Here is a 20,258-nt window from a genome sequence, read left to right as displayed (position 1 = left end):
ACGATAGAACCCCTTGTTGATATTTAATTTTCAGGTGTTGGACAAACAAACTCACCACTTTGGTCAGCCGTTTCCAAAATACGCGTCACGATATCTTTCTCGTGATTGTTTAACCATGCCGTTGGCAACGCATCCTTGCCGTACATTAGTCCAGCAACGGCACCAACTAGTGGCATGATACGCATTGGCTCACCAGGCATCCCCGACGCCAGCGTCAAGGCATCCTCAAAGTTATCGCTATTGAGCAAAACCCAAACCGTCGCCGCGAACGTATCCACGACATACCCAGAAGCGTGAATCTCGTTGATTGGCATGTTTTCAAAGTCGGGCGTGTTCAATGATTCAAACGCCTCTAGCTCATCAGCAAACACCGCGTGCTTTGCATAGTACTCATACGCATTACTAATTGCAAAGTCGAACGCTTCAGGTAGCTTCATCCCCGTTAACAAGCCATTAATTAGCATGGCGTACATACCCAATGCAATCAATGAACGTGGATGGTTGTGTGTCAAACCACCAATTTGGTGCAACGTTAACATGGCTGGATCATCGTGAATGAAGTCTGAGCCATACTTAGCATACAAGAACAGCACAACCGGTGTAATGCGCAACAGTGAGCCATTGGCGTTATCCTGTACATCGCGGCCACCAGACGTGAACGGGTCTTGTGTCTGTCGGAAGTTTTCGATTGCGAGTCTTGTTACATCCCCAGCCGTTTGTGGTGCACCGTCAGCCGTATAAGCGCCGGTCGTGTACCAGTAAGAGAACTGGGTCATGATGTCGGTCAATATATAGCCGTTAGAAAGACTTGCAATGGTTGCAAGGGTTAGGGAAGAATCACTTCCCCACTGCGAACCGTCACCCATGATGATTTTTTGTGCAAAAAGGTCACCATTGATTAATCCTAGCGTGCTATTTATTAACGGATTATCAGGTAAAGTCATGCCAAAATCCATCCTTTCAAGGTTTTAATTGTAACACTAACGTAAATTATTGGCAAACCAAGCTCAAATACACTATAATTAAAACTATGAAACTGTAATAAAAGGAGTTCATCATGACGGAATCAGCACAAACGCCAGGTCTTGACGTGTTCGCGTTAACCTTGCTACGTGATCGTTTGTTACCTGAATTACTACAAGATGATCAATCAGAAATTATCTACTGGGCCGGAAAGACCTTAGCAAGAGATGTTGACCTACACGGTATCTCAGCTATCGAGGCTTTTTTCCAAGAGGCTGGTTTTGGAACATTAACCCTCACAACGCAAAAGCCAACGATGCAAAAGTGGCGCCTAGACGGACCAATCGTAGAAGCCCGCTTTAGCGAAAACCCAGAGGCTAGTTTTGCATTGGAAGCTGGGTTTATCGCCCAACAAACACAACAACAAATTGGATTTGGTGCCGAGGCACAATGGGAAGCATCAAAGCAAGCTGTTACGTTGACTGTTATGACTGAAGCTCCAGCGACACTATCTGAATAAATTAAAAACGCATGTTGACTTGGTTAGTCAGCATGCGTTTTTTGTTGGTTACTTGAAAGCACCCGTAAACTTGTAAATTGGGAAACCTTGAGAAGCAAACTTTTGCTCGTATTCCGTCTCAACGTTGTCCTTCATCTTTTCTTCGTCTTCGTGCAAGTTTAGTGAGATACCATCCTTGTAGAATTCGATGCCGAAGTTTGCAAATGAGTATAGTGAGTACTCAAACAAGCCACGGTTATCCGTCTTGAATTCTAGTTCACCACCAGCTGGCAAAACAGCTTGGTAACCTTCCAAGAATGACTTGTACGTCAAACGACGCGTTTCGTGACGTGACTTTGGCCAAGGATCTGAGAAGTTCAAGAACAACTTTGATACCTCACCCTTTGTAAAGTACGTCTCAACTCCAGCACCATCACCGTAGATGAACTTCAAGTTAGGCAAGTCGGCTGGATCTTCATCCGCCTTACGTGCTGCAACAGCAACGGCTCCTTCTTGAATTTCCATACCGATAAAGTTAATTTCTGGGTACTTCTTTGCCATACCAATGATAAATTGACCCTTACCTGTACCGATTTCTACGTACAATGGTTGCACCTTTTCAAAGATGCTTTGCCAATTTCCTTGTAGACCTGTCGCACGGTCTTGTGTAATAACCAAGTCCGTGTGATCTGCCAACCATGGGCTAGTCCACTTTTTATTTCGTAAACGCACGTGAATTTCTCCTTCTAAACGTGTTTGCAATAATGCGGTTCGTATACCAGAATAACAAAATACCACCTACTACGACAAGTCCTATGACATTTTGTAATAAGAGTGTGATAGAACCCGCTAGTACACCACCCACGATTGACCAAATCAGGCCGGTTACCGCAAGCCATGGGATGAGTGCATTGCGAAATGCTTGTTGCCGTTGTGCCACCGTTACCGGGTACAAGTGGTCAAACACCAATGATTGGTGGGCGCTTGCCAATGGTAGTAATTGCAATACCAATAGGTAGAACAAGATAACAAACAAAACTGTTTGCAACCACCCAGTTGTCACAAACGCAACCAACAAGCCAATCAGGCTTAGACGTCCCCATACATCCCAATATTGTCCTTGACGAACAAACGTCGTCACTAACAATCGGACCAATGGGTTTCGTGATTGATTTGGCCAATGTCCAATCAAACGATCGGCCCAGCGTTGGCGACGAACAGCGGGCTTCATACCCGGTACATCAATAAATAAATTGAAGAAGCTAAGAATTGCTGCCTGGCGCTTATCCTCGGCGGCCACCACGGCACGCCAGTCAATTAAGTTATTACCAACCGTTGTATCAAACAAGGTTGTCCGACGAGCTTTCATAAAGATAAACAGCATCTTAACCGCCATTAGCGCGATGGTGACCAATAACATCGTCACAAATTTTGGCGTGAGTAGTCGAAACATCATTGGCCAAAGCAGCACGGTTAGGATTAGTTGAATCACACCGTTAACAATGACGCTATAAATCGTGGCTTGGTGAAACAAACGACGCAGTGCCCCTTCGTTTCCCATAAAGAATACTGGATCAGCGCCCTTTACAAAACTTGCGGGTGTTTTGAACAATGCCAGCGTTAGTAACAAAACAAGTAATAATAAGCCGCGTGTCCAAAAAGTGACTGGCGCGCTCTCCCACAATTGCCGATACGCCAATCCAGCTGCACCCAATAGAAACAACAAGGCTAGCATGGCGTGGTCATTAAAGACATAACGTAAATATTTACTATATTGACGCCATTCCCGTTGCCAACGTTCTTTAAATAAATGATCGATAGCCATCCTTACACCTCTTTTTGTTGTAATTCAGGTACCTTTTCGGCGAATTCGTTTGCCAGCCCAGTCGCAGCGACCTCACCATCCCGCAAATAAACAAATTCATCCGCGTGGTCAGCCAGCGTCGTCAAGACGTGCGTGGTTAGCAAGAAACTTGTACCGGCATGCTTACGTTGGTCAATTAGTGCTAACAAGTCGTTAACCGCAATAACGTCCAGTCCAAGGAAAGGTTCATCAATGATGAAGAATGGCGCGTCCGTGATGAAGGCCATCACAATCATAACCTTTTGGCGCATTCCCTTTGAGAAATGAGTTGGGAACCAATCTAGTTTATTATCCAAACGGAAAGTCGTAAGCAATTCTTCAGCGCGTTGCCAAGCCATCTTTTCATCTAATTGATAAACTGAAATTGTTAAGGCTAAGTGCTCACGCAATGTCAACTCATCATATAGGACCGGCTGTTCTGGAATGTAAGCGATTTGGCGCTTGAATGCTTCTGGTTGTGTCTGTAGTGTTACCCCATTCAAGACAATTGATCCTTGCTTAGGTGCAAGCAAACCAATGATATGGTTGATTGTCGTTGACTTACCAGATCCGTTCAACCCAACTAAAGCCGTTAGATGACCATCTGGTACAGTGAATGAGACATCATTTAAAACAGTTAGTTGGCCGTAGCCACCTGATAAGTGTTCGATTTCTAATGTCATAATGTCACTCTCGATTTTTTAATGTACTTATATAATAGCAAATTTTCATCGAAATTTAACAACGGACAGTTTACAGCAGTCAGGGTATAATGAAGATAACAGATGATATTTAGGAGGCATTTCCATGGCAGATGTATTTGATATGATTGTTGCAGGTGATATTCTTGCTTATAAGGTTTATGAAGATGATGACGTATTGGCTTTTCTAGACCTTAGCCAAGTAACGCCTGGTCACACATTGGTTGTGCCAAAGACGCACGTGGCGGACATCTTTGAATATGATGAAGCTTTGGCTGCGCGTGTTTTGTCAAAACTACCAAAAATTGCCCGTGCAATTAAGGCCAGCGACGAAAACATTATTGGCTTGAACATTTTGTCAAACAACGGTGAAGCTGCGGGACAATCTGTCTTCCACTCTCACTTCCACTTGATTCCACGTTATGCCAATGACGGTTTTGATATTCCAATGCCTGATCACAGTGAACAAACAGCCGAAGACACTTACAAGGCACTGGCTGCTAACATCGCCAGTCATATGGAGGACTAAGTATGGACGCACTCAAGGATTGGTTTACCAACTTGAAGCAGCAAGTCACACACTTCACGACGGACACGAAGCGGACAGTATCAGCGACTAAGGATGTGAAGGCATCCCTCGCCAATGTCCAAGCAGAGTTGCCAGCCGTGCAAGCACTTGTGAAAGATGTTCAAATTCAAGTTGAGAAAATGAATTTCAAGAACAAGCCCCGTTTGGAACGTATCACGGAAGCACAAACTCGCATCCAAGATGCACTCAATTCATTAAAAAAGCATTAAGACACGCGAAAGCGCAAACGTTGTTCTGGCAATGTTTGCGCTTTCATCATATACCAATGTATACCAATTCACATAATTTCCGGTGGTTAATTCAAACATTGTTCAAAATTCCCCTATAAACTAGTTAGTGTTAAGTCAAACTGACAGTTAATAAGAGAAGGAAATTAAAAAATATGCGAATTGAAATTGTAGACACAAAGCAAGATGTCACGAACGAGACATCAAAGATTCTATTGAACAAGATTTACGATCGTAAGGTACAAAACATTGCCTTGACGGCTGGCACAAGCCCTGTTGCTTCATACGAGCAATGCTTGGAAAAGTTCACGGAGCGTATCCACGATCCCAACATGCCAAAGTTGCACATGTGGAACTTTGATGAAGTCCCACAAGCTGGTTCTGAAGAAGGTACAACGACGTCAACATTGCGTAAGTACTTCTTGAACCCTGCTGAAATGCCTGCTTACCTTTACCACCGTTTGGACTTGTCAAACTGGGATACATTGGACGAGCGTTTGGCCGAAGCAAACGGTTTGGACTTTATGTTGCTTGGAATTGGTTCATGGTCGTTACGCTGGTAACTTGCCAGGTGTCACGAAGTTTGAAGACGGTACGCGCTACATCCCTTCTGAAGCTAACGACCAAGTATACGCTGCATTGGTTCACACGGTTGGTTCAGAAGACAAGGTGCCCGAGGGTTACGTTGCCATGGGTCCTAAGACAATTATGAGTGCTAAGGAAATCTTGATGATTGCTTTCGGTAAGAAGAAGGCACAAATCGTTAAGGAAGCTTTCTTTGGCCCAATCAGTGAAGATGTACCTGCTTCAATCTTGCAAGCCCACCCTAACTTCACGTTGTTGTTGGATCGTGAAGCTGCGGCAGAAATCTTGCCACAACCAGCAGTTGCACCTGCAGAAGCTGAAACTATCACACTTTAATAGTTTAATGAGAACAAAAATAGCTGTTTGTCAGGCGACAACCGCTATTTTTTTATTGCACTATGAGAAAATACTTATTTATTATTTGATTTCAGCTCATAATCGGCGTAGACTAGTTTCTATCGTTATGACGAATTGCGGAAACAATTTTTCGCTAGACAAAAATATAACCAGTAAGAGTGAGGGTTTTTCTGATGGCTTGAATTTACAATTCAAGTGCAACACTAAGCTAAATAAAAACTGACTCATAATGAACCAGCGTAAAATGTAGTTTGTCTAGAACATACAGAACGCGAGGAAACATTATGAGTCATTATCATCAGCTTACCGCATTTGATCGCGGACGTATAGAAGTTTTACTCAGAGAAGGGTTGTCAATGCGTAGCATTGCAAAAGAAATTGGTAGAAGCGCTTCGACAATCTCTCGTGAGATTGCCCGCTGTGTTGGCTCAACTTATGAAGCTGAGGATGCCGATCAAAAGCACATGCTTGCTCGAACGAAGTCGCATAAACACCGAAAGTTAGATAACACTGAACTGCGAGAACTAGTTATATATGGAATCAATCAAAAACATTGGTCGCCTGAACAGATAGCTGGTCGACTAAAGATATCAAAAGGTCATACGATTATTAGCGCAAATACAATCTACCGAGCGATTTATAGAGATAACTTGGGCCAGCCGGTGAAAAGTCACAAAGCTCGGGGCATTGCTCGTGCGCTTCGGCATAGAGGAAAAACTCGACATACTAAAGGTCATGTCGAGCGTCGAGGTAAGATTAGAATTCCAAATACGATTGACGAGCGACCTGCAGAAGCAGGTTGTCGCTCTCGAATTGGAGATTGGGAACTGGACACTGTTATTGGCCGTAAAGTCGGTCAAGTATTGGTCACAATGGTTGATAGGAAGACCAGAATATTACTTTCAAAACGAGCGGCATCAAAGAAAACCGTCGATGTTATGAGAATCATAGGTTCAATGCTAGATTCCCTTCCAACTAGTCAGATACAGACTTTAACTCCAGACCGCGGAAATGAATTCAGTGCGCAAGATGAGATAACAAAGAAATTCGATGTCCAGTTTTACTTTCCTGATCCCCACGCTCCATGGCAACGTGGGACCAACGAAAATACAAATGGGCTAATCCGTGAGTACGTCCCTAAAGGGACTGCAATCGAAGATTATTCAGACGAATACATTGAACAAATGGTTGAGCAAATTAATAGCCGACCTCGAAAGCTTTTCGGCTGGAGATCGGCTAAAGAATATTATTTATCTCAAGTGTTCCGGTTGAATTGACAATTCACCGGAACAGAAACGCGACACCTCCTTCTTCGGCCAACCTCGAGGCCTTATGACCTTGTTCTTCACCGAAATGTGGGAGCGATTTTCATACTACGGCATGCGTGCCATTTTACTTTTCTACATGATTTATGCAGCCGATAAAGGTGGTTTGGGATTTAACGAAGCCACCGGTGCTGCCATCATGTCGATTTATGGGTCAATGGTTTACCTATCGGGAATTGTTGGTGGTTATCTATCTGACCGTGTCCTTGGTCCATGGCGTACTGTTTTCTACGGTGGTGTCTTGATCATGTTCGGTCACATTGCCTTGGCGATGCCATTGCATGAAATTGGGTTGTTTGGCTCAATTGCCTTGATTACACTCGGAACTGGACTCTTAAAGCCCAACGTGGCAACAATGGTCGGAAACTTGTATGACGCCAACGATGAACGTCGTGACGCCGGTTTCTCAATTTACGTCTTTGGTATCAACCTCGGTGCCTTTATCGCACCGTTGCTAGTTGGTTGGTTCCAAGTGCACGTTAACTTCCACGTTGCCTTCTCGTTAGCCGCTATCGGCATGTTCTTCGGTTTGGTGCAATATTCATTGGATGGTCGTAAGCACCTTAAGGATGTCTCACACCAAGCACCATCCCCATTACAACCTAATGAAATCGCCCCATTGATGTGGAAGTTAGCCGGAATCGTTATCGCATTCATTGCCATTATCGGCATTATGGCTGGTACGCACAGTTTGTCAATTAACAGTGTGATTAACTTGTTGACGTTTGTCGCCATCCTTGTGCCAGTGATTTACTTTGTTGTTATGTTGACCTCAAAGAAGACCACTAAGGCAGAACGTAAGCGTGTTTGGGCCTACATTCCCTTGTTCGTTGCGGCAATGCTGTTCTGGTCAATTGAGGAACAGGGCTCAGTTGTCTTGGCCTTGTTCGCTTCAAATCAAACGGCGCTACACGGTATGCCAGCTTCATGGTTCCAATCATTGAATCCATTGTTCATCATGTTGTTCACGCCTTTCTTCGTTTGGCTTTGGTCAAAGAAATTGCGCGATAAGCAACCATCAACTGGCGTGAAGTTCTCACTTGGTTTGGCATTTGCTGGGTTGTCATTCGTTTGGATGGCCGTGCCAGGCATGATGTTTGGTGTTAATCACCAATTCAATCCATTGTGGCTAGTTGCTTCATGGGCATTGGTTGAAGTTGGTGAGATGTTGATTTCACCAGTCGGTTTGTCAGCATCTGCTAAGATGGCCCCCGTTGCCTTCCAAGCGCAAATGTTGACGGTCTGGAACTTGTCTGACGCAACGGCGCAAGCAGCTAACGCACAATTGGTACAACTTTACTCAAAGTCTACTGAAATCAATTACTTCTTGATTATCGGTATTATCACGATTGTTGCTGGATTACTCTTGTGGTTCGCAACCAAGAAGATTAAAGCCTTGAGTGAAGGTTTGACAGAAACCGCTGAATAACAAATGAAGCCTCGCATCTTAGTTGATGTGAGGCTTTTACTTTGGCTGGGGATGGTTTAAAATTTTAAGTCTTAAGGAGAGTTTTCATGCTTATTTCTGATACCACAATTAGTTTGGATGATGTTACACCAAATAATACCTACCGTAACGTTCACTTCACCTACTCTAGTCGTGCCATTAACATACAAGATGTCACATTTGAACGTGTGACGTTCGACCAAGATGACTTCTCAGATAGTACTTGGTCAGATGTCATATTTGATCACGTTGATTTATCAAATACTGATTTCGCCAGCGCCATTTTCTATCGCACTAGCTTTAATAACACCCAGCTAACTGGGGTTAACTTCTCAGGTCTGCAAAGTGAGTGGCGCGATACCGAAATCAACAACTCATTGGCTGATTTCATCAACGTCAGCGGGACGACCTTCCAAAACGTCGTGTTCAATAACACACGTGTTCGTGATAGTTTCTTCCACGGCATTCGCATTAAAAAATCACTTCGTTTTGTCGAAAGTGACCTTGATAACAGTGATTTTGCTGGTAGTAAGCTGGCAAACCTTGATGTATCAAATGCAAATTTTGAAACCTTATTATTTAATCCAGCCCTAGCTGCTGGTATGACAATTAATACGTATCAATCCGCCTTGCTCATTCAGAGCCTGGGCATCAACATACACTAAAAAGGGATCGAATATACATTCGATCCCTTTTTAAATGCATTATTATCTCTGACAATTCTTAGTTACAAACTAAAATTTCGCTTCAATAATTTTTGCGTGCTTCAATTCGGCCACTGTGTGGGAACCCGTAAGCTGCATAACAATTTTCAACTCCTCCGCCAAGTGTTCAAAAGCTGACTGAACTCCTGCAGCTCCGCCAAGATTGAGCGCCCATAGCATTGGTCGTCCCAACGCTACGACATCTGCACCAAGCGCAATTGCTTTTGCAATGTCCTCACCCCAACGAATGCCTGAATCAAAGATGATCGGCACACGATGATTGACGGCTTTCGCAATGTCAGCAAGGACGTCAATCGAAGCCGGTGCACCGTTCAGTTCACGCCCACCGTGATTTGAAACCCAAATGCCATCTGCACCACCAGCAATGGCTGCCAATGCATCTTCTGGATCTTGAATTTCCTTTACAATCACTGGCAAACCGCTTGCCATATCCTTAATCTTCTTAATATCAGACAACGCTAAGTCTTGCTTGGCGCGTGCGTATATTTCAGCGATGCTAAGGCCCTCACCTGTACCAGCCACATTAGAAAAGGCCGCTAAATTATCCATTAGCAACGGAAATTCGAAGTTATTAATAATATCGGCTTCTCGTTAACCACCTAACGTCGAGTCCGCCGTTAAAATAATGGACTTATACCCCGTTTCAACTGCTTGATTAATCAAAAATTGATTAAACTCATCATCACGCGACATATACAGTTGGAAGAACTTTGGTGTTTCCGGTGACGCCTCGGCAACGGCTGCAACACTGGCATTCCCATATGTCGACGCGCTGAAAATAGATTTTGCTGCCCCAACACCCTTTACAGTGACACTTTCCCCACCTTCGTGCATCAATCCTTGGGCAGCAATTGGTGCTGCAATAATCGGCATCCCAAGCGGAATGTCAAAGAGCGTTGTCGTCATATCAGGCTCCGCAATGTTTTGTAGCATTCGCTGAATCAATTGATAATGACGAAATGCCGTTTCGTTATCCTGGAGCACCTGCTCATCCGATGATCCACCATCAACATAACCAAATGCCCCTGACTCCGTTCGTGACTCGACTAAAGCCCGCAAACGTGGCAAGTCAATGATGTCTAACTTTTCTTCTGCTGTACTTGCGTTGTAAGTCATTTTAATCCCCCTATTTGTAAAAACAACTTTGTTACTCGCTTCCATATAGTAAGTGTATACCTAAGATTTAATTTGGTTGTCTTTATATTTTGAAAACGCTTACAAAACAGTGGACCGATATTCCGGATTGTATGTCCTTGAATAGCTATACAGCAAAAAAGGATAGCCTGGCGACAACCAGTCTATCCCTAAAAACAGTTTATTTATTGCGCGCATTCTGAATGATTGTTGGCCAATCCATCACTAACTTCGCACCCGATGCTTTAGCATGCCCCCCACCATTAAAGTAGCCAGCAATGACTGAGACATCAACATCCTTATCCTTCGCAACACGGAATGACAACTTGCCGTTATTAATGACCAAGCCGAAATCGACGTCTGGTAAGTTAGTCAACGCATTCCCGATTTCTGATATCTGGCTAGATGCTGTTGTATAAGCATAGTGGTACGTCTTGTCAGGCAAAACCAAATCAGCAAATTCAGCCTTTTCTGCCTTCTTAGCAACGTAGTCTTGGTTAGACTTAATACGTTCGTACACCAGCGCCATAATCAAGTCTGAGAAGATTGTTGCTAACACGGCACTTGGCACATCAACTTCAGCAAACGTCTTATTCGCTGCTTCATCCATAAACGCACTGAAACGGTCACGACCAATGAAATTGAGTACTTCATTGAAGACTTGCGCATGTTGACCAGTTTGTTGCTCATCAGCATAGCGCTCATCTTGCCAAGTCCACGTATCGTACAAATTAGTCAACTTAACCAAGACTGGTAGGAATGGTAACTTTGTCAGCGCAGCTTGATTGTCATTAAACGCCAACTCAGTTGCTGAGGACGTACCAGTTTGATCCGTCACAAATGTGGCATCAACAGTGGCTGATTCCCAAACTTCTTGATTAGAAACGTGGTGGTCGTAAACTGTTGGCGTTAGGTTGGTTTGGTTATGGAACTTAGCCAACATTTCGGCTGACGGCGTGTTGTCCAAGAAGATTGCTTGGGTATATTGATCATCCCCAGCCAAAACATCTTCCAACACGGCATCAATACCAGCAGCACCAGCATCTGCATAACGAATATCTGATTCATTTGACGTCGCATACTTAGCGACTAAGCCTGACATAACGCCATCTAAGTCAGTGTGTGTCACAATTAGCGTTTTTGACATATTTATTACTTCCTTTGAACTGAATAATACTTATCTCCATCTTACATTTTGTCGTGAGTAATCACAAGTCATGGTGTCGGTCGTTCATTAGTGTCGTTAACTTCTGCATGGTATTCGCATTACGGACGGTTATCCTAGCAAACGCAGCCGTTGTACTAATCCGCAATAATCTGGTTTTATTACGAAGTTCTGCACCAGTGCTCATGAAAATAAAACGTCCGTGTAGCAACACACGATTTTCAGGCCCAATGTAGGGTCCGAACTCATCCAAGGATTGTTTCGCTTCTGATTCCGAACTGGCAATTATTAAATCATGCCGACCGTCATCTTTGATTCCCCACCATTCTGGTGAATGACTCATCATATCGTTTATGTCGGCTAGCGACAATCCGTACAGGTGTATTTCAAAGCCCTCATGTGCTGATAAAGCGATACCAAGGCTGGCAAAATCAACCGTATCAGATTCAACATCAACAATAACGTTACCAGTATTTCCGAACGTGATGACGTTATGAAACCCCTGTTGTACAAACCATTCACGCAACTCGCTCATTTTGACTTTACGTTTGCCACCGACGTTTATCCCCCGGAGCAAAATCAGATATGTGTTCATTTACCCCTCCAGTACTAGTATTAGGATTCTTTGTTCTAGCGTTATCGTTGATCTGCTATATAAAGTTCTGTATCCGGTGAAATAAACCCATCCACCAATGCCATCCCTGTTAACCTGACTTTCGAGTTAATCGGCCTAGGATAACTAACGTACTTTACAATATACCGTCGCCCATCCAAAGTTTTAATTTCACTACCAATCGAAATATGTGTCTGATCTAGATAAAAACCAATTATTGTCCCATTCAGCTGGTCAATCTGGAATATTTGTGTCGTTTCAAGTTTCATTCATTGACGCTCCTCCCCTTACCGCTACACTCTCAATCCCAATCTCCTTCTTCCAAAAGAAGGAAGTTTTCGTTATGACATTCAGGGCATGGAACTATCCAATCGTTATCATCCTGAAATCTGAATATATATTGTTCCGTCTTGGAAGATTGTTTTACAACCTCCACCTTGGCTATAAAATCATGGCAGTATTTACAACGATAAAAAGGTTCTAACTCCCAATTTCGCCAGTATTCATCTCGTCCAGAGACTTTATACCAAAACTTGGTTGTAAAATGATAGCAACTTGGGCATGCAAACAAATAATTTCCATGGGAGGGTTCTGCTTCCGCACTCCCTAATATCCTGCCGCCATTCTCTAATATGCTAAGCGTTTTTTTCACCAATTCGCGGTCGTCAACAAGTTTAAACAAAAACGGCTCATCATCATCCCCATCCCAAGTACTAATTAGTTGTTCAGGCATTAATGTTAGCCATCCAACGCCTAGCCATGTCTCAATCTCATAGTTACACTTATTCACGGACTTAAATTTATAAATTGATCCCATCAGGCACTCCAACTATAGAACCATTATTTGAAATAATCCATCGCTAAAATAGCGTAGACCTTGCTATCAACGTATCGACCATTTGGTAGCAACTCATAATCACGCAGTGTTCCTTCATATTGCATGCCAGCCTTTTCCATTACGCGTCCAGAGCCAATATTTTCTGGTGCGTGGAATGATTCAATGCGGTGCAACTCTAGTTGTTCGAACCCAACCGTAATCACCGTCCGTAGCGCTTCAGTCATAACTCCTTGTCCCCAATAAGCGTGATTCAAGGCGTACCCAATTTCAGCCGAATTGTTTTTCTCGGTTGTTCGGATATCAATGCTACCAATCATTTTGTTAGTTGCTTTTTCAACAATGACGTACTTGCCCAGTGGATCTGCTAAATGAAATTTCTTTATGCTGATTTCTAAAGTGTGTTCGATTGATTCCGGCATCGGTACGTGAATCCACTTTAGCACCTCTGGATTATGAAACATTTCAAACATATCAGCGGCATCTTCTTCAGTCGCATGTCGATACAAAAAGCGCTCGCTCTCAAAGTTATCTAAGTCAGTTACTCTTTCAATTAAAGTCATCCCCATTACCCCCGTAAAACCAAGTTTCAGTCAGTATACGAGCTTCAGTTGATAAAAACAAATACAACCTCAATCGCCGCAAGAACAGCCACTGAGGTTGTATTTGTATTATAGATTCAGTTCGCTCGCCGCATCGGCATCCAAAATCAACGTGAAATTAGGATGTAGCTGCAAAATACTTGATGGCACATCTTCTGTGACCGGTCCAAAGAAAGCCTGCTTAACCATCGCCGCCTTACCTTTACCGTTCACAATCATGACAGCATCACGCACTTGGGTCATAACAGACTGTGGCCCCATCGTAACATAGAAGTCAGGTGCCTTACTTTCATCACCACCAACTTCGTCAACTAGCACCTCACGCAAGGTTGGTGTCGCATCAGCTTCAACGCGATATGTCTGATTGCCAAACTTGGTGGCACCAGGCACGTTACCAAGGAAATGACCGTCAGCGCCAAGGCCCATCAACATCAAGTCCAAACCACCATCCGCTGTAAGCTTTTCATCCCACGTTTGATAATTCTCAGGTGTCAGGCGCTCGATTTGTGATTCAGACACCTTTGCCGGCGTAAAGAATAGACGACGTAAATTAGTCATCGTCACACGGCTCTGATGTCAAGACTCCGGACCTCTTTTTAGAGCCCGCTAGGGCTCGTACCACGAAAATTTTTCAAAATGACCTGATTTCGTACAGATTTTGGGTCATTTTTTAATGGGGTCCAGGGGTTTTGCCCCTGTGCCTGCCGGAGGCTATGGAGTTACGGTGGTCTAGTTTGGATTTTGTTGAATTTCACAAGTCTGAGGGTATAGCAAATAAGCACTGGTCAGAGTGATTTTTGGACTTCACAAAGTCAGTGCTTGTAAACGCCGGTGTATAGGCAAATTTGTATAATCGCGTTTATATCATCTAGAAATTGGTCTAGGCGGCATCACGGAGTGATATACGATTGTTGTTATACCAGGTACCATCCAACAGCGGCTTGCACATCAGCGATACTCTCGAAATCCTGTTGGTAGATCAGCTCCCTCTTGAGTAACGAGTGAAAACTTTCGATGCGGGCATTATCGTAAGGGTGCCCTTTACGGGAGTAAGAGTGCCTAATACCTATGGACTCCAGTGTATTTTCAAACAATTCGCTGGTATACTGGCTTCCCATATCGCTATGCACATACAGTGGTTTTTCACCTCGTCTTAGCGCCTTAACGATTACTGAGGTTGCTAGTTGAGCTGTCATCGTATCTGCGATTCGATACGACAGCACCTTACGGTCTTCCGGATCATATGCACTAGCCATGTAAACCCATGTCTTATCGGTCAACTGGATATACGTAATGTCAGTTGTAATTACGCCACTTAGGTCATCCAGATTGATAATGAGATTTGGCATCTGATCTTTGTCATTGACTGTTGTAGGCTTGTTATATCGCTTTTGCATACGCGATTTCAAGCCAGCTTCACTCATCAATTGCCATACAAAGCGGTCGCTGATTGCTAGTTTGAATAAGTCGCGCATGGTTTTAGCAATTCGTCGATAACCATAAATGCCTTTATTGGCTGTGTAAATTGATTCGACGGCAATTCTCAATTTGTTGTGTTGTATTTCTTGTGCGCTCGGCTCCCAATGGATCCAGTCAGAGTAAGTGGACATTGGAATTTTCAAAGCACTCAGAACGCGTGTGATGCGGTGCCCCTGTACCAAATTTTTGTGGATAATTGGTAAAACAACACTTCTACCGCGCAAAACTAATGTTTTGCCAGCAACACCGCCGCACGTTTTAAAATTTCGAGCTCTTCTTTCAAAATTGCGTTTTCCTTACGCAACTTCTTCAATTCATCAGCTGATATTGATTCGCCATTCACTTCTACAGGCGCATATTTTTTGACCCAATTCCGAATTGAATCGGCTGAAGGACCGTATTCCTTGGATAATTCATCGGGCCGACGGCCCGCTTTAACCATCTCCACGATGGACTTTTTAAAGTCCTCTTCATAACGTGTAACCATAAATAAAAATACTCCTATGATGATATTTTACCAAACTAGAAAAACTAGTCCGGAATCTCATCATAAGAGCACACCTTCAGGCTAACCGTTGACCGGCACTTCATCAAAGTTGTAAAAATGAACGTTCTCATAATAATCACGTCCCACAACTTCTTCAACCAACAACTCGTAAACTCCCTTAGGCGTATTTCCGGCCGTTATCGCCATATTTACACGACCAGGCTTAAGCATCGTTGCTAGCAACTTATGGGCAGCTAAACGGCTCATTTTAGCATAATTATCGGCAACAATAATTTTCATTGGTTCATCCTCATTTTAATTAGACGGCATACTATTTTATACAGTCCAATTATAGAAAACGTCCGTGCTTAAAATATGCCATTTTATTGGTTGATTTTAGTAAAACTAATAGTTGCTTATCAACGCTCAGAAACACCCTGTTCTCCAGCCACCTTAACTGGTGTTAAGTACACTGCATATCCTTGATATGCCTTACTTTTCGCTTTCATATCCTTAACAGTCGAGTATCCTTCAACCTTTGCCATCACAGTTACTTTTACTGGGTCAGCTAGTCCAGTAGCCTTATCTTTGCGAGTATTCAAAATCAATTTACGACATTCCTTTGTCATGTGTTTTTTAGTAGCAATCATATATATAGGCGTTGACGAATCAGTAAACATTGATCCGCGATTTTCACCAACTGTAAATGAAAGGTTAAATCGTTTGGTGTCTTTTGCGTATGGACGGACCGAGGTTAATAATCCATTAAACTTAACAAACTTACCCTTATATTTTTTACCAAATTGTTTACCTGATAGATTCTGATACACTTCGCCATCCAAAGTAATTGGTCGGTCCTTAGTTGTACTCACTTTAGCAGCAACAGCATTTGAAACCAATAAATTAGTTTGCATGCCACTAGTTGCAATGACACCAGTTACCAAAATGATAGCTACATTTTTCGTGATATTGTTCATATACTAACCCCATCTACTAGCTTTTTACGTCATTCCAGTCTGGACGTGTTTTGAAGCTTCTCAAAGATAGCACGACTTCTCCGTTGCTAGATATTTCCTTACCAACGTTAAAAATTCTTTTAGTTAAGACATCAACATAGGTGCTGAGAGTATGAAAAAACCGTTCAGCAGACATGCGTCTACAAAACGGTTCGTTTTTAGTATTTATCAAATCGCATTTGTCGTTGCGTCCTAATTTCTTCTGGACCCAACTGGAACAAATTGTCAATTGTTTGTAGCAAATCACGACGCAGGTTTTCATAAAACAGGTCGCGATCATCGCCTTCAAGGATAACGCGTTCCACAATCTTTTTCGCCAAAAGTTCTTGTGGTGTCAGCCCCAATAGTTCTGATGCTTCTGGTGCACGCTTGGCATCTTTGAACATAATCGAAGCAAACCCTTCAGGTGACAGCATCGCATAAATAGAATGCTCAAACATCCAAACTTGGTTCGCTGTCGCTAAAGCCAAAGCACCACCTGACCCACCTTCACCATAGATAATGGCAATCATCGGCACGGTGAACGACATGCTTTGCACGATGCTTTCCGCAATTGCTTGGCCGACGCCGCCTTCTTCCGCTGTTTTACCAGGAAAGGCACCAGGTGTATTAATTAACGTAATGATTGGTCGATTGAATTTGTTAGCTTGTTGCATCAGACGCAACGCCTTACGATAACCACTAGCCTCAGGTGAACCATTACGGGTTTGAAGCTTTTCAGCCATCTCATCACCACGATTAATCGCAATCATCGTGACCGGTTGCTCGCCGAGCATCCCCACACCACCAATCACGGCTGGATCATCACCTTGTGCACGATCACCATGAAATTCTTGAAAATCAGTCACGATATTAGCAATCAAATCACGCGCCAAGAAACGGTCTTCACGGGAGGCCCACGCAATTTCAATTGGTGTTAATTCACTCATGATTACGCCTCCAATGGTGCTTGATGCACACGCAATAACTTTCCAATGTATGACTGTAACTCAGGGCGTTGCACAATCGCATCAATGAATCCGCTCGATTGCATGTGCTCAGCGCGTTGGAAGTCCTTTGGTAGGGTTTCATGAATCGTTTGTTCAATAACACGTCGGCCGGCAAAGCCAACCAAAGCGTGTGGTTCAGACAAAATAATATCGCCTTCCATGGCAAATGACGCTGTCACACCACCCATTGTTGGATCAGTTAGGACGACCACATACAACAAACCAGCTTCACGATGACGTGCGACGGCTCCTGAGACCTTGGCAAGCTGCATGAGACTCATAATACCTTCTTGCATGCGCGCACCACCAGAAGCCGAAAATAGGACAACTGGCAAGTGCTTGGCTGTGGCATCGTCGAACAAGCGGGCCAATTTCTCACCCGTTTTCGCGCCTAATGATCCCATCATGAAACGCGCATCCATCACAGCAACTGCAGTTCGTCGTCCATCAATAACCGCTTCACCAGTCATAACCGCTTCCTTCATGTCTGTGATTGCTTGCGCCTTGGCAAGTTTCTCAGGATAACCTGGAAAGTCCGGCGTTGTCATTTCAACATCCGCGTACCATTCAGAAAACTTATCCGTCATCAAATCAAGGCGTTGTTGCGCCCCCAAGCGGAACCCGTAACCACAAACACCGCAAACCAGGTATTCACCCAATTCTTCTTGGTATTGTTGGGCACCACAATAGGCACAAGTTACCCAACTACCGGCCGGGACCTTATCAAACGCTTCTGGGTTAGGCTCATGCTTAAACTTATCAGCTTGATTATCAAATAATTGGGTCATGGCGCTTGCACCTCTTCCTTTGACCACGCAGGCAAAAAGTCCGTCTCTACAAAATCAATTGGTACAAGGCCTTGGTGGACACGTTCATCCTTAACCAATGCCCGTTGCACCGCTAGATTAGTTGAAACGCCACGCACAACCACTTCATCTAGCGTACGTGACAATTTTTTAAAGACATCGTCACGGTTATCCGCTGAAACAATCACTTTACCCAACATTGAGTCGTAGTAAGGTTGCACGGTATCACCCGCATACATCGCTGAGTCAAACCGGATGCCCGGTCCACCAAATGGCAAGTACGTAAAGTCGACTTGGCCAGCGCTTGGCCGGAAATCATGCATCGGGTCTTCAGCATTCAAACGAACTTCAATCGCGTGTTGCTTAATTTGAATATCTTGTTGTTGGACTGGCAATGGTTCCCCAGCTGCAACGGCAATCTGCATCTTTACCAAGTCCAAACCAGTCACCGCTTCGGTAACCGGGTGCTCCACTTGAATGCGTGTATTCATTTCCATGAAATAGAAGTTATTCTCGCGGTCAGCCAAGAATTCAAACGTTCCGGTATTCTCGTAAGACAAGGCATTCGCCGCCTTGACCGCCAACGCACCGAGCTCTGAACGCATATCACTCGTGACACCAACCGCTGGTGATACTTCAATCATCTTTTGGTGGTGACGTTGAATTGAACAGTCGCGCTCTGGGAAAAAGACCGTCTGACCCTGTTGATCACGCATGATTTGGACTTCGATGTGACGCACATTTGTCATCACCTTCTCAATATACATATCAGCTGAACCGAAAGCTAATTTTGCTTCAGCCTGTGCGCGCTCAAATTGTTGCGCCAGCTCTTCACGATTGTTTAGCAAACGCATGCCCTTACCACCCCCACCTGCCGCAGCCTTCAACATGACCGGGTAGCCAATTTGATCACTAACAGCAATTGCTTCGGCGCTATCGGTCAACGTGCCAACACTACCGGGGATGACTGGCACACCTGCCGCACGCATCGTTTCACGTGCTTGCGCCTTATCACCCATTAAGGCAATTGTTTCTGCGTGTGGTCCGATAAACGTGATGCCAACATCCGTCAACATATTCACAAACATCGCATTTTCAGACAGGAATCCATAACCAGGGTGAACGGCATCAACACCTGTTAGTAAGGCTGCGCTCACGATATTTTTCATATTCAAATATGAATCTTGAGGTCGTGGTCCACCAACCGCAATTGCCTCATCCGCTAATTGCACATGCAACGCTTCTTTGTCGACCGTACTGTAAATGGCCACTGCTTTGATGTCCATCTCATGCAGTGCGCGAATAATGCGTACGGCGATTTCGCCACGGTTCGCCACCAAAACTTTTTTAAACATAATTAACTCCATCAAATGAAAAGAGGCTGGAAAAATTCCCAACCCCTTTCAAACTATGCCGGTTGAACCGTATACAGGATATCATCGTACCCAACGACAGCTTCATTATCGACATTAACAGCCGTAATAACACCAGCAACGTCACTTTTTACTTCCGTCATCAATTTCATGGCTTCAACAATGGCCACCGTTTCACCGACAGCGACTGTGTCACCAACTGATTTAAAGTTCGCAGCTTCTGGCTTTGGGGCCAAATAAACGGTACCAACAAGTGGTGCTTTAATCGTCACCGTTGTATCCACAACAACTGATTCGTCAGTCGGCGTTGCCACGTTGGCAGCTGGTTGTTGTGCCATCATAATTGGTGCTTGGTCGTTCTTGCTGAGATAAAGATGTGTTTCTTCAGTATCTAGCTTGAATTCACGTAATGAGCTCTGCTCAAAATCATGCATCAATGCTTGAATATCGCTTAAATTCAAACTCATGATATACCCCTAATTTCTATAAACATCGTAT

Annotated in this window: 26 protein-coding genes and 1 pseudogene; 8 read left to right on the top strand and 19 right to left on the bottom strand. The window is 43.9% G+C overall.

Annotated elements, in window-relative coordinates:
* Window positions 1-23 precede the first annotated feature (23 nt).
* Window positions 24-944, bottom strand: coding sequence for an ADP-ribosylglycohydrolase family protein (locus tag OIT45_RS11020; protein WP_056973636.1), 921 nt, complete (start codon window positions 942-944; stop codon window positions 24-26).
* A 113-nt stretch (window positions 945-1,057) separates the two neighbouring features.
* Between OIT45_RS11020 and OIT45_RS11015 the strand changes: the two genes are divergently transcribed.
* Window positions 1,058-1,483 carry a DUF2507 domain-containing protein gene (locus tag OIT45_RS11015; protein ID WP_056973635.1) on the top strand — a complete coding sequence of 142 codons (426 nt, stop codon included), beginning with the start codon at window positions 1,058-1,060 and terminating at the stop codon, window positions 1,481-1,483.
* A 48-nt stretch (window positions 1,484-1,531) separates the two neighbouring features.
* On the opposite strand, the gene trmB is transcribed toward OIT45_RS11015, so the two are convergent.
* Genes trmB through OIT45_RS11000 form a run of 3 tightly spaced genes read right to left on the bottom strand, consistent with a single transcriptional unit; the run spans window position 1,532 to window position 3,988 of the window.
* Entirely contained in the window at window positions 1,532-2,194 is a 663-nt protein-coding gene (trmB, locus tag OIT45_RS11010; protein ID WP_087043680.1) for a tRNA (guanosine(46)-N7)-methyltransferase TrmB, read from the bottom strand.
* Complete coding sequence (locus OIT45_RS11005; RefSeq protein ID WP_199404809.1) at window positions 2,178-3,287, bottom strand: ABC transporter permease; 1,110 nt, start codon at window positions 3,285-3,287, stop codon at window positions 2,178-2,180. Before OIT45_RS11005 ends, trmB begins: the two co-directional genes overlap by 17 nt.
* Window positions 3,288-3,289: 2 nt before the next feature.
* Entirely contained in the window at window positions 3,290-3,988 is a 699-nt protein-coding gene (locus OIT45_RS11000) for an ABC transporter ATP-binding protein (protein WP_199404808.1), read from the bottom strand.
* A 124-nt stretch (window positions 3,989-4,112) separates the two neighbouring features.
* On the opposite strand from OIT45_RS11000, the gene OIT45_RS10995 reads away from it, so the two are divergent.
* From OIT45_RS10995 to OIT45_RS10965, 7 genes are all read left to right on the top strand, one after another.
* Complete coding sequence (locus OIT45_RS10995) at window positions 4,113-4,535, top strand: HIT family protein (RefSeq protein WP_199404807.1); 423 nt, start codon at window positions 4,113-4,115, stop codon at window positions 4,533-4,535.
* A 2-nt stretch (window positions 4,536-4,537) separates the two neighbouring features.
* Window positions 4,538-4,804: a hypothetical protein gene (locus OIT45_RS10990; protein ID WP_003608280.1), complete on the top strand. Its 267-nt coding sequence runs from the start codon at window positions 4,538-4,540 to the stop codon at window positions 4,802-4,804.
* Between the two features lie 173 nt (window positions 4,805-4,977).
* A complete protein-coding gene (locus tag OIT45_RS10985) occupies window positions 4,978-5,385 on the top strand; it encodes a 6-phosphogluconolactonase (protein ID WP_264340078.1) in 408 nt (135 codons plus the stop codon).
* Window positions 5,354-5,743, top strand: coding sequence for a 6-phosphogluconolactonase (locus OIT45_RS10980; protein WP_264340077.1), 390 nt, complete (start codon window positions 5,354-5,356; stop codon window positions 5,741-5,743). The genes OIT45_RS10985 and OIT45_RS10980 overlap by 32 nt, the downstream gene beginning before the upstream one ends.
* 305 nt (window positions 5,744-6,048) lie before the next feature.
* A complete protein-coding gene (locus OIT45_RS10975; protein WP_264330354.1) occupies window positions 6,049-7,041 on the top strand; it encodes an IS30 family transposase in 993 nt (330 codons plus the stop codon).
* On the top strand, window positions 7,037-8,518 hold the full coding sequence (locus OIT45_RS10970) for a peptide MFS transporter (RefSeq protein WP_199404975.1): 1,482 nt from the start codon (window positions 7,037-7,039) through the stop codon (window positions 8,516-8,518). Before OIT45_RS10975 ends, OIT45_RS10970 begins: the two co-directional genes overlap by 5 nt.
* Window positions 8,519-8,604: 86 nt before the next feature.
* Complete coding sequence (locus tag OIT45_RS10965) at window positions 8,605-9,201, top strand: pentapeptide repeat-containing protein (RefSeq protein WP_199404974.1); 597 nt, start codon at window positions 8,605-8,607, stop codon at window positions 9,199-9,201.
* Between the two features lie 69 nt (window positions 9,202-9,270).
* Here OIT45_RS10965 and OIT45_RS10960 read toward each other — a convergent pair.
* The 15 genes and pseudogenes from OIT45_RS10960 to OIT45_RS10890 form a co-directional block, all read right to left on the bottom strand.
* A pseudogene (locus tag OIT45_RS10960) lies at window positions 9,271-10,377 on the bottom strand (alpha-hydroxy-acid oxidizing protein).
* 199 nt (window positions 10,378-10,576) lie between these two features.
* Window positions 10,577-11,542, bottom strand: coding sequence for a phosphohydrolase (locus tag OIT45_RS10955; protein ID WP_199404973.1), 966 nt, complete (start codon window positions 11,540-11,542; stop codon window positions 10,577-10,579).
* 61 nt (window positions 11,543-11,603) lie between these two features.
* Entirely contained in the window at window positions 11,604-12,155 is a 552-nt protein-coding gene (locus OIT45_RS10950) for a DUF1697 domain-containing protein (protein ID WP_199404972.1), read from the bottom strand.
* A gap of 41 nt (window positions 12,156-12,196) precedes the next feature.
* On the bottom strand, window positions 12,197-12,442 hold the full coding sequence (locus OIT45_RS10945) for a hypothetical protein (protein ID WP_199404971.1): 246 nt from the start codon (window positions 12,440-12,442) through the stop codon (window positions 12,197-12,199).
* Between the two features lie 32 nt (window positions 12,443-12,474).
* Complete coding sequence (locus OIT45_RS10940) at window positions 12,475-12,990, bottom strand: hypothetical protein (RefSeq protein WP_264330355.1); 516 nt, start codon at window positions 12,988-12,990, stop codon at window positions 12,475-12,477.
* A 23-nt stretch (window positions 12,991-13,013) separates the two neighbouring features.
* The gene (locus OIT45_RS10935; protein WP_199404969.1) at window positions 13,014-13,571 is read right to left on the bottom strand and encodes a GNAT family N-acetyltransferase; all 558 of its coding nucleotides are present in this window, start codon (window positions 13,569-13,571) and stop codon (window positions 13,014-13,016) included.
* Between the two features lie 108 nt (window positions 13,572-13,679).
* Window positions 13,680-14,168: a 6-phosphogluconolactonase gene (locus tag OIT45_RS10930; RefSeq protein WP_242458318.1), complete on the bottom strand. Its 489-nt coding sequence runs from the start codon at window positions 14,166-14,168 to the stop codon at window positions 13,680-13,682.
* 356 nt (window positions 14,169-14,524) lie between these two features.
* Complete coding sequence (locus OIT45_RS10925) at window positions 14,525-15,313, bottom strand: IS3 family transposase (RefSeq protein WP_264330356.1); 789 nt, start codon at window positions 15,311-15,313, stop codon at window positions 14,525-14,527.
* A 2-nt stretch (window positions 15,314-15,315) separates the two neighbouring features.
* Window positions 15,316-15,576, bottom strand: a complete 261-nt coding sequence (locus OIT45_RS10920) for a transposase (RefSeq protein ID WP_199404344.1) — start codon at window positions 15,574-15,576, stop codon at window positions 15,316-15,318.
* Between the two features lie 81 nt (window positions 15,577-15,657).
* Window positions 15,658-15,876 carry a hypothetical protein gene (locus OIT45_RS10915; RefSeq protein WP_199404819.1) on the bottom strand — a complete coding sequence of 73 codons (219 nt, stop codon included), beginning with the start codon at window positions 15,874-15,876 and terminating at the stop codon, window positions 15,658-15,660.
* Window positions 15,877-15,995: 119 nt separating this feature from the next.
* Window positions 15,996-16,553, bottom strand: a complete 558-nt coding sequence (locus OIT45_RS10910; protein ID WP_199404820.1) for a hypothetical protein — start codon at window positions 16,551-16,553, stop codon at window positions 15,996-15,998.
* A gap of 197 nt (window positions 16,554-16,750) precedes the next feature.
* Window positions 16,751-17,521, bottom strand: coding sequence for an acetyl-CoA carboxylase carboxyltransferase subunit alpha (locus OIT45_RS10905; protein ID WP_199404821.1), 771 nt, complete (start codon window positions 17,519-17,521; stop codon window positions 16,751-16,753).
* A gap of 2 nt (window positions 17,522-17,523) precedes the next feature.
* Window positions 17,524-18,369 carry an acetyl-CoA carboxylase carboxyltransferase subunit beta gene (locus tag OIT45_RS10900; RefSeq protein ID WP_199404822.1) on the bottom strand — a complete coding sequence of 282 codons (846 nt, stop codon included), beginning with the start codon at window positions 18,367-18,369 and terminating at the stop codon, window positions 17,524-17,526.
* Window positions 18,366-19,742, bottom strand: coding sequence for an acetyl-CoA carboxylase biotin carboxylase subunit (gene accC, locus OIT45_RS10895; RefSeq protein WP_199404823.1), 1,377 nt, complete (start codon window positions 19,740-19,742; stop codon window positions 18,366-18,368). Before accC ends, OIT45_RS10900 begins: the two co-directional genes overlap by 4 nt.
* 53 nt (window positions 19,743-19,795) lie before the next feature.
* Window positions 19,796-20,227 (bottom strand): acetyl-CoA carboxylase biotin carboxyl carrier protein, encoded by a 432-nt coding sequence (locus tag OIT45_RS10890; protein ID WP_003608246.1) that lies wholly within the window; start codon window positions 20,225-20,227, stop codon window positions 19,796-19,798.
* Window positions 20,228-20,258: the final 31 nt, after the last annotated feature.

The organism is Weissella sp. LMG 11983, assembly GCF_025908495.1.
GTDB classification, from domain to species: Bacteria; Bacillota; Bacilli; order Lactobacillales; family Lactobacillaceae; genus Weissella; species Weissella fermenti.
Note: the sequence above shows the minus strand (reverse complement) of the source record. Positions and strands in the feature narration are given on the sequence as shown.

Excerpts from the sequence above, each read along its gene's own strand:
- OIT45_RS11020 (WP_056973636.1), bottom strand. The coding sequence starts at position 944 with ATGACTTTACCTGATAATCCGTTAATAAATAGCACGCTAGGATTAATC.
- OIT45_RS10920 (WP_199404344.1), bottom strand. The coding sequence starts at position 15,576 with ATGGTTACACGTTATGAAGAGGACTTTAAAAAGTCCATCGTGGAGATG.
- OIT45_RS10975 (WP_264330354.1), top strand. The coding sequence starts at position 6,049 with ATGAGTCATTATCATCAGCTTACCGCATTTGATCGCGGACGTATAGAA.
- OIT45_RS11015 (WP_056973635.1), top strand. The coding sequence starts at position 1,058 with ATGACGGAATCAGCACAAACGCCAGGTCTTGACGTGTTCGCGTTAACC.
- OIT45_RS10915 (WP_199404819.1), bottom strand. The coding sequence starts at position 15,876 with ATGAAAATTATTGTTGCCGATAATTATGCTAAAATGAGCCGTTTAGCT.
- OIT45_RS10965 (WP_199404974.1), top strand. The coding sequence starts at position 8,605 with ATGCTTATTTCTGATACCACAATTAGTTTGGATGATGTTACACCAAAT.
- OIT45_RS10900 (WP_199404822.1), bottom strand. The coding sequence starts at position 18,369 with ATGACCCAATTATTTGATAATCAAGCTGATAAGTTTAAGCATGAGCCT.
- OIT45_RS10945 (WP_199404971.1), bottom strand. The coding sequence starts at position 12,442 with ATGAAACTTGAAACGACACAAATATTCCAGATTGACCAGCTGAATGGG.
- OIT45_RS11005 (WP_199404809.1), bottom strand. The coding sequence starts at position 3,287 with ATGGCTATCGATCATTTATTTAAAGAACGTTGGCAACGGGAATGGCGT.
- accC (WP_199404823.1), bottom strand. The coding sequence starts at position 19,742 with ATGTTTAAAAAAGTTTTGGTGGCGAACCGTGGCGAAATCGCCGTACGC.
- OIT45_RS10990 (WP_003608280.1), top strand. The coding sequence starts at position 4,538 with ATGGACGCACTCAAGGATTGGTTTACCAACTTGAAGCAGCAAGTCACA.
- OIT45_RS10950 (WP_199404972.1), bottom strand. The coding sequence starts at position 12,155 with ATGAACACATATCTGATTTTGCTCCGGGGGATAAACGTCGGTGGCAAA.
- OIT45_RS10890 (WP_003608246.1), bottom strand. The coding sequence starts at position 20,227 with ATGAGTTTGAATTTAAGCGATATTCAAGCATTGATGCATGATTTTGAG.
- OIT45_RS10995 (WP_199404807.1), top strand. The coding sequence starts at position 4,113 with ATGGCAGATGTATTTGATATGATTGTTGCAGGTGATATTCTTGCTTAT.
- OIT45_RS11000 (WP_199404808.1), bottom strand. The coding sequence starts at position 3,988 with ATGACATTAGAAATCGAACACTTATCAGGTGGCTACGGCCAACTAACT.
- OIT45_RS10930 (WP_242458318.1), bottom strand. The coding sequence starts at position 14,168 with ATGACTAATTTACGTCGTCTATTCTTTACGCCGGCAAAGGTGTCTGAA.
- OIT45_RS10940 (WP_264330355.1), bottom strand. The coding sequence starts at position 12,990 with ATGGGATCAATTTATAAATTTAAGTCCGTGAATAAGTGTAACTATGAG.
- OIT45_RS10955 (WP_199404973.1), bottom strand. The coding sequence starts at position 11,542 with ATGTCAAAAACGCTAATTGTGACACACACTGACTTAGATGGCGTTATG.
- OIT45_RS10905 (WP_199404821.1), bottom strand. The coding sequence starts at position 17,521 with ATGAGTGAATTAACACCAATTGAAATTGCGTGGGCCTCCCGTGAAGAC.
- OIT45_RS10910 (WP_199404820.1), bottom strand. The coding sequence starts at position 16,553 with ATGAACAATATCACGAAAAATGTAGCTATCATTTTGGTAACTGGTGTC.
- OIT45_RS10985 (WP_264340078.1), top strand. The coding sequence starts at position 4,978 with ATGCGAATTGAAATTGTAGACACAAAGCAAGATGTCACGAACGAGACA.
- OIT45_RS10935 (WP_199404969.1), bottom strand. The coding sequence starts at position 13,571 with ATGACTTTAATTGAAAGAGTAACTGACTTAGATAACTTTGAGAGCGAG.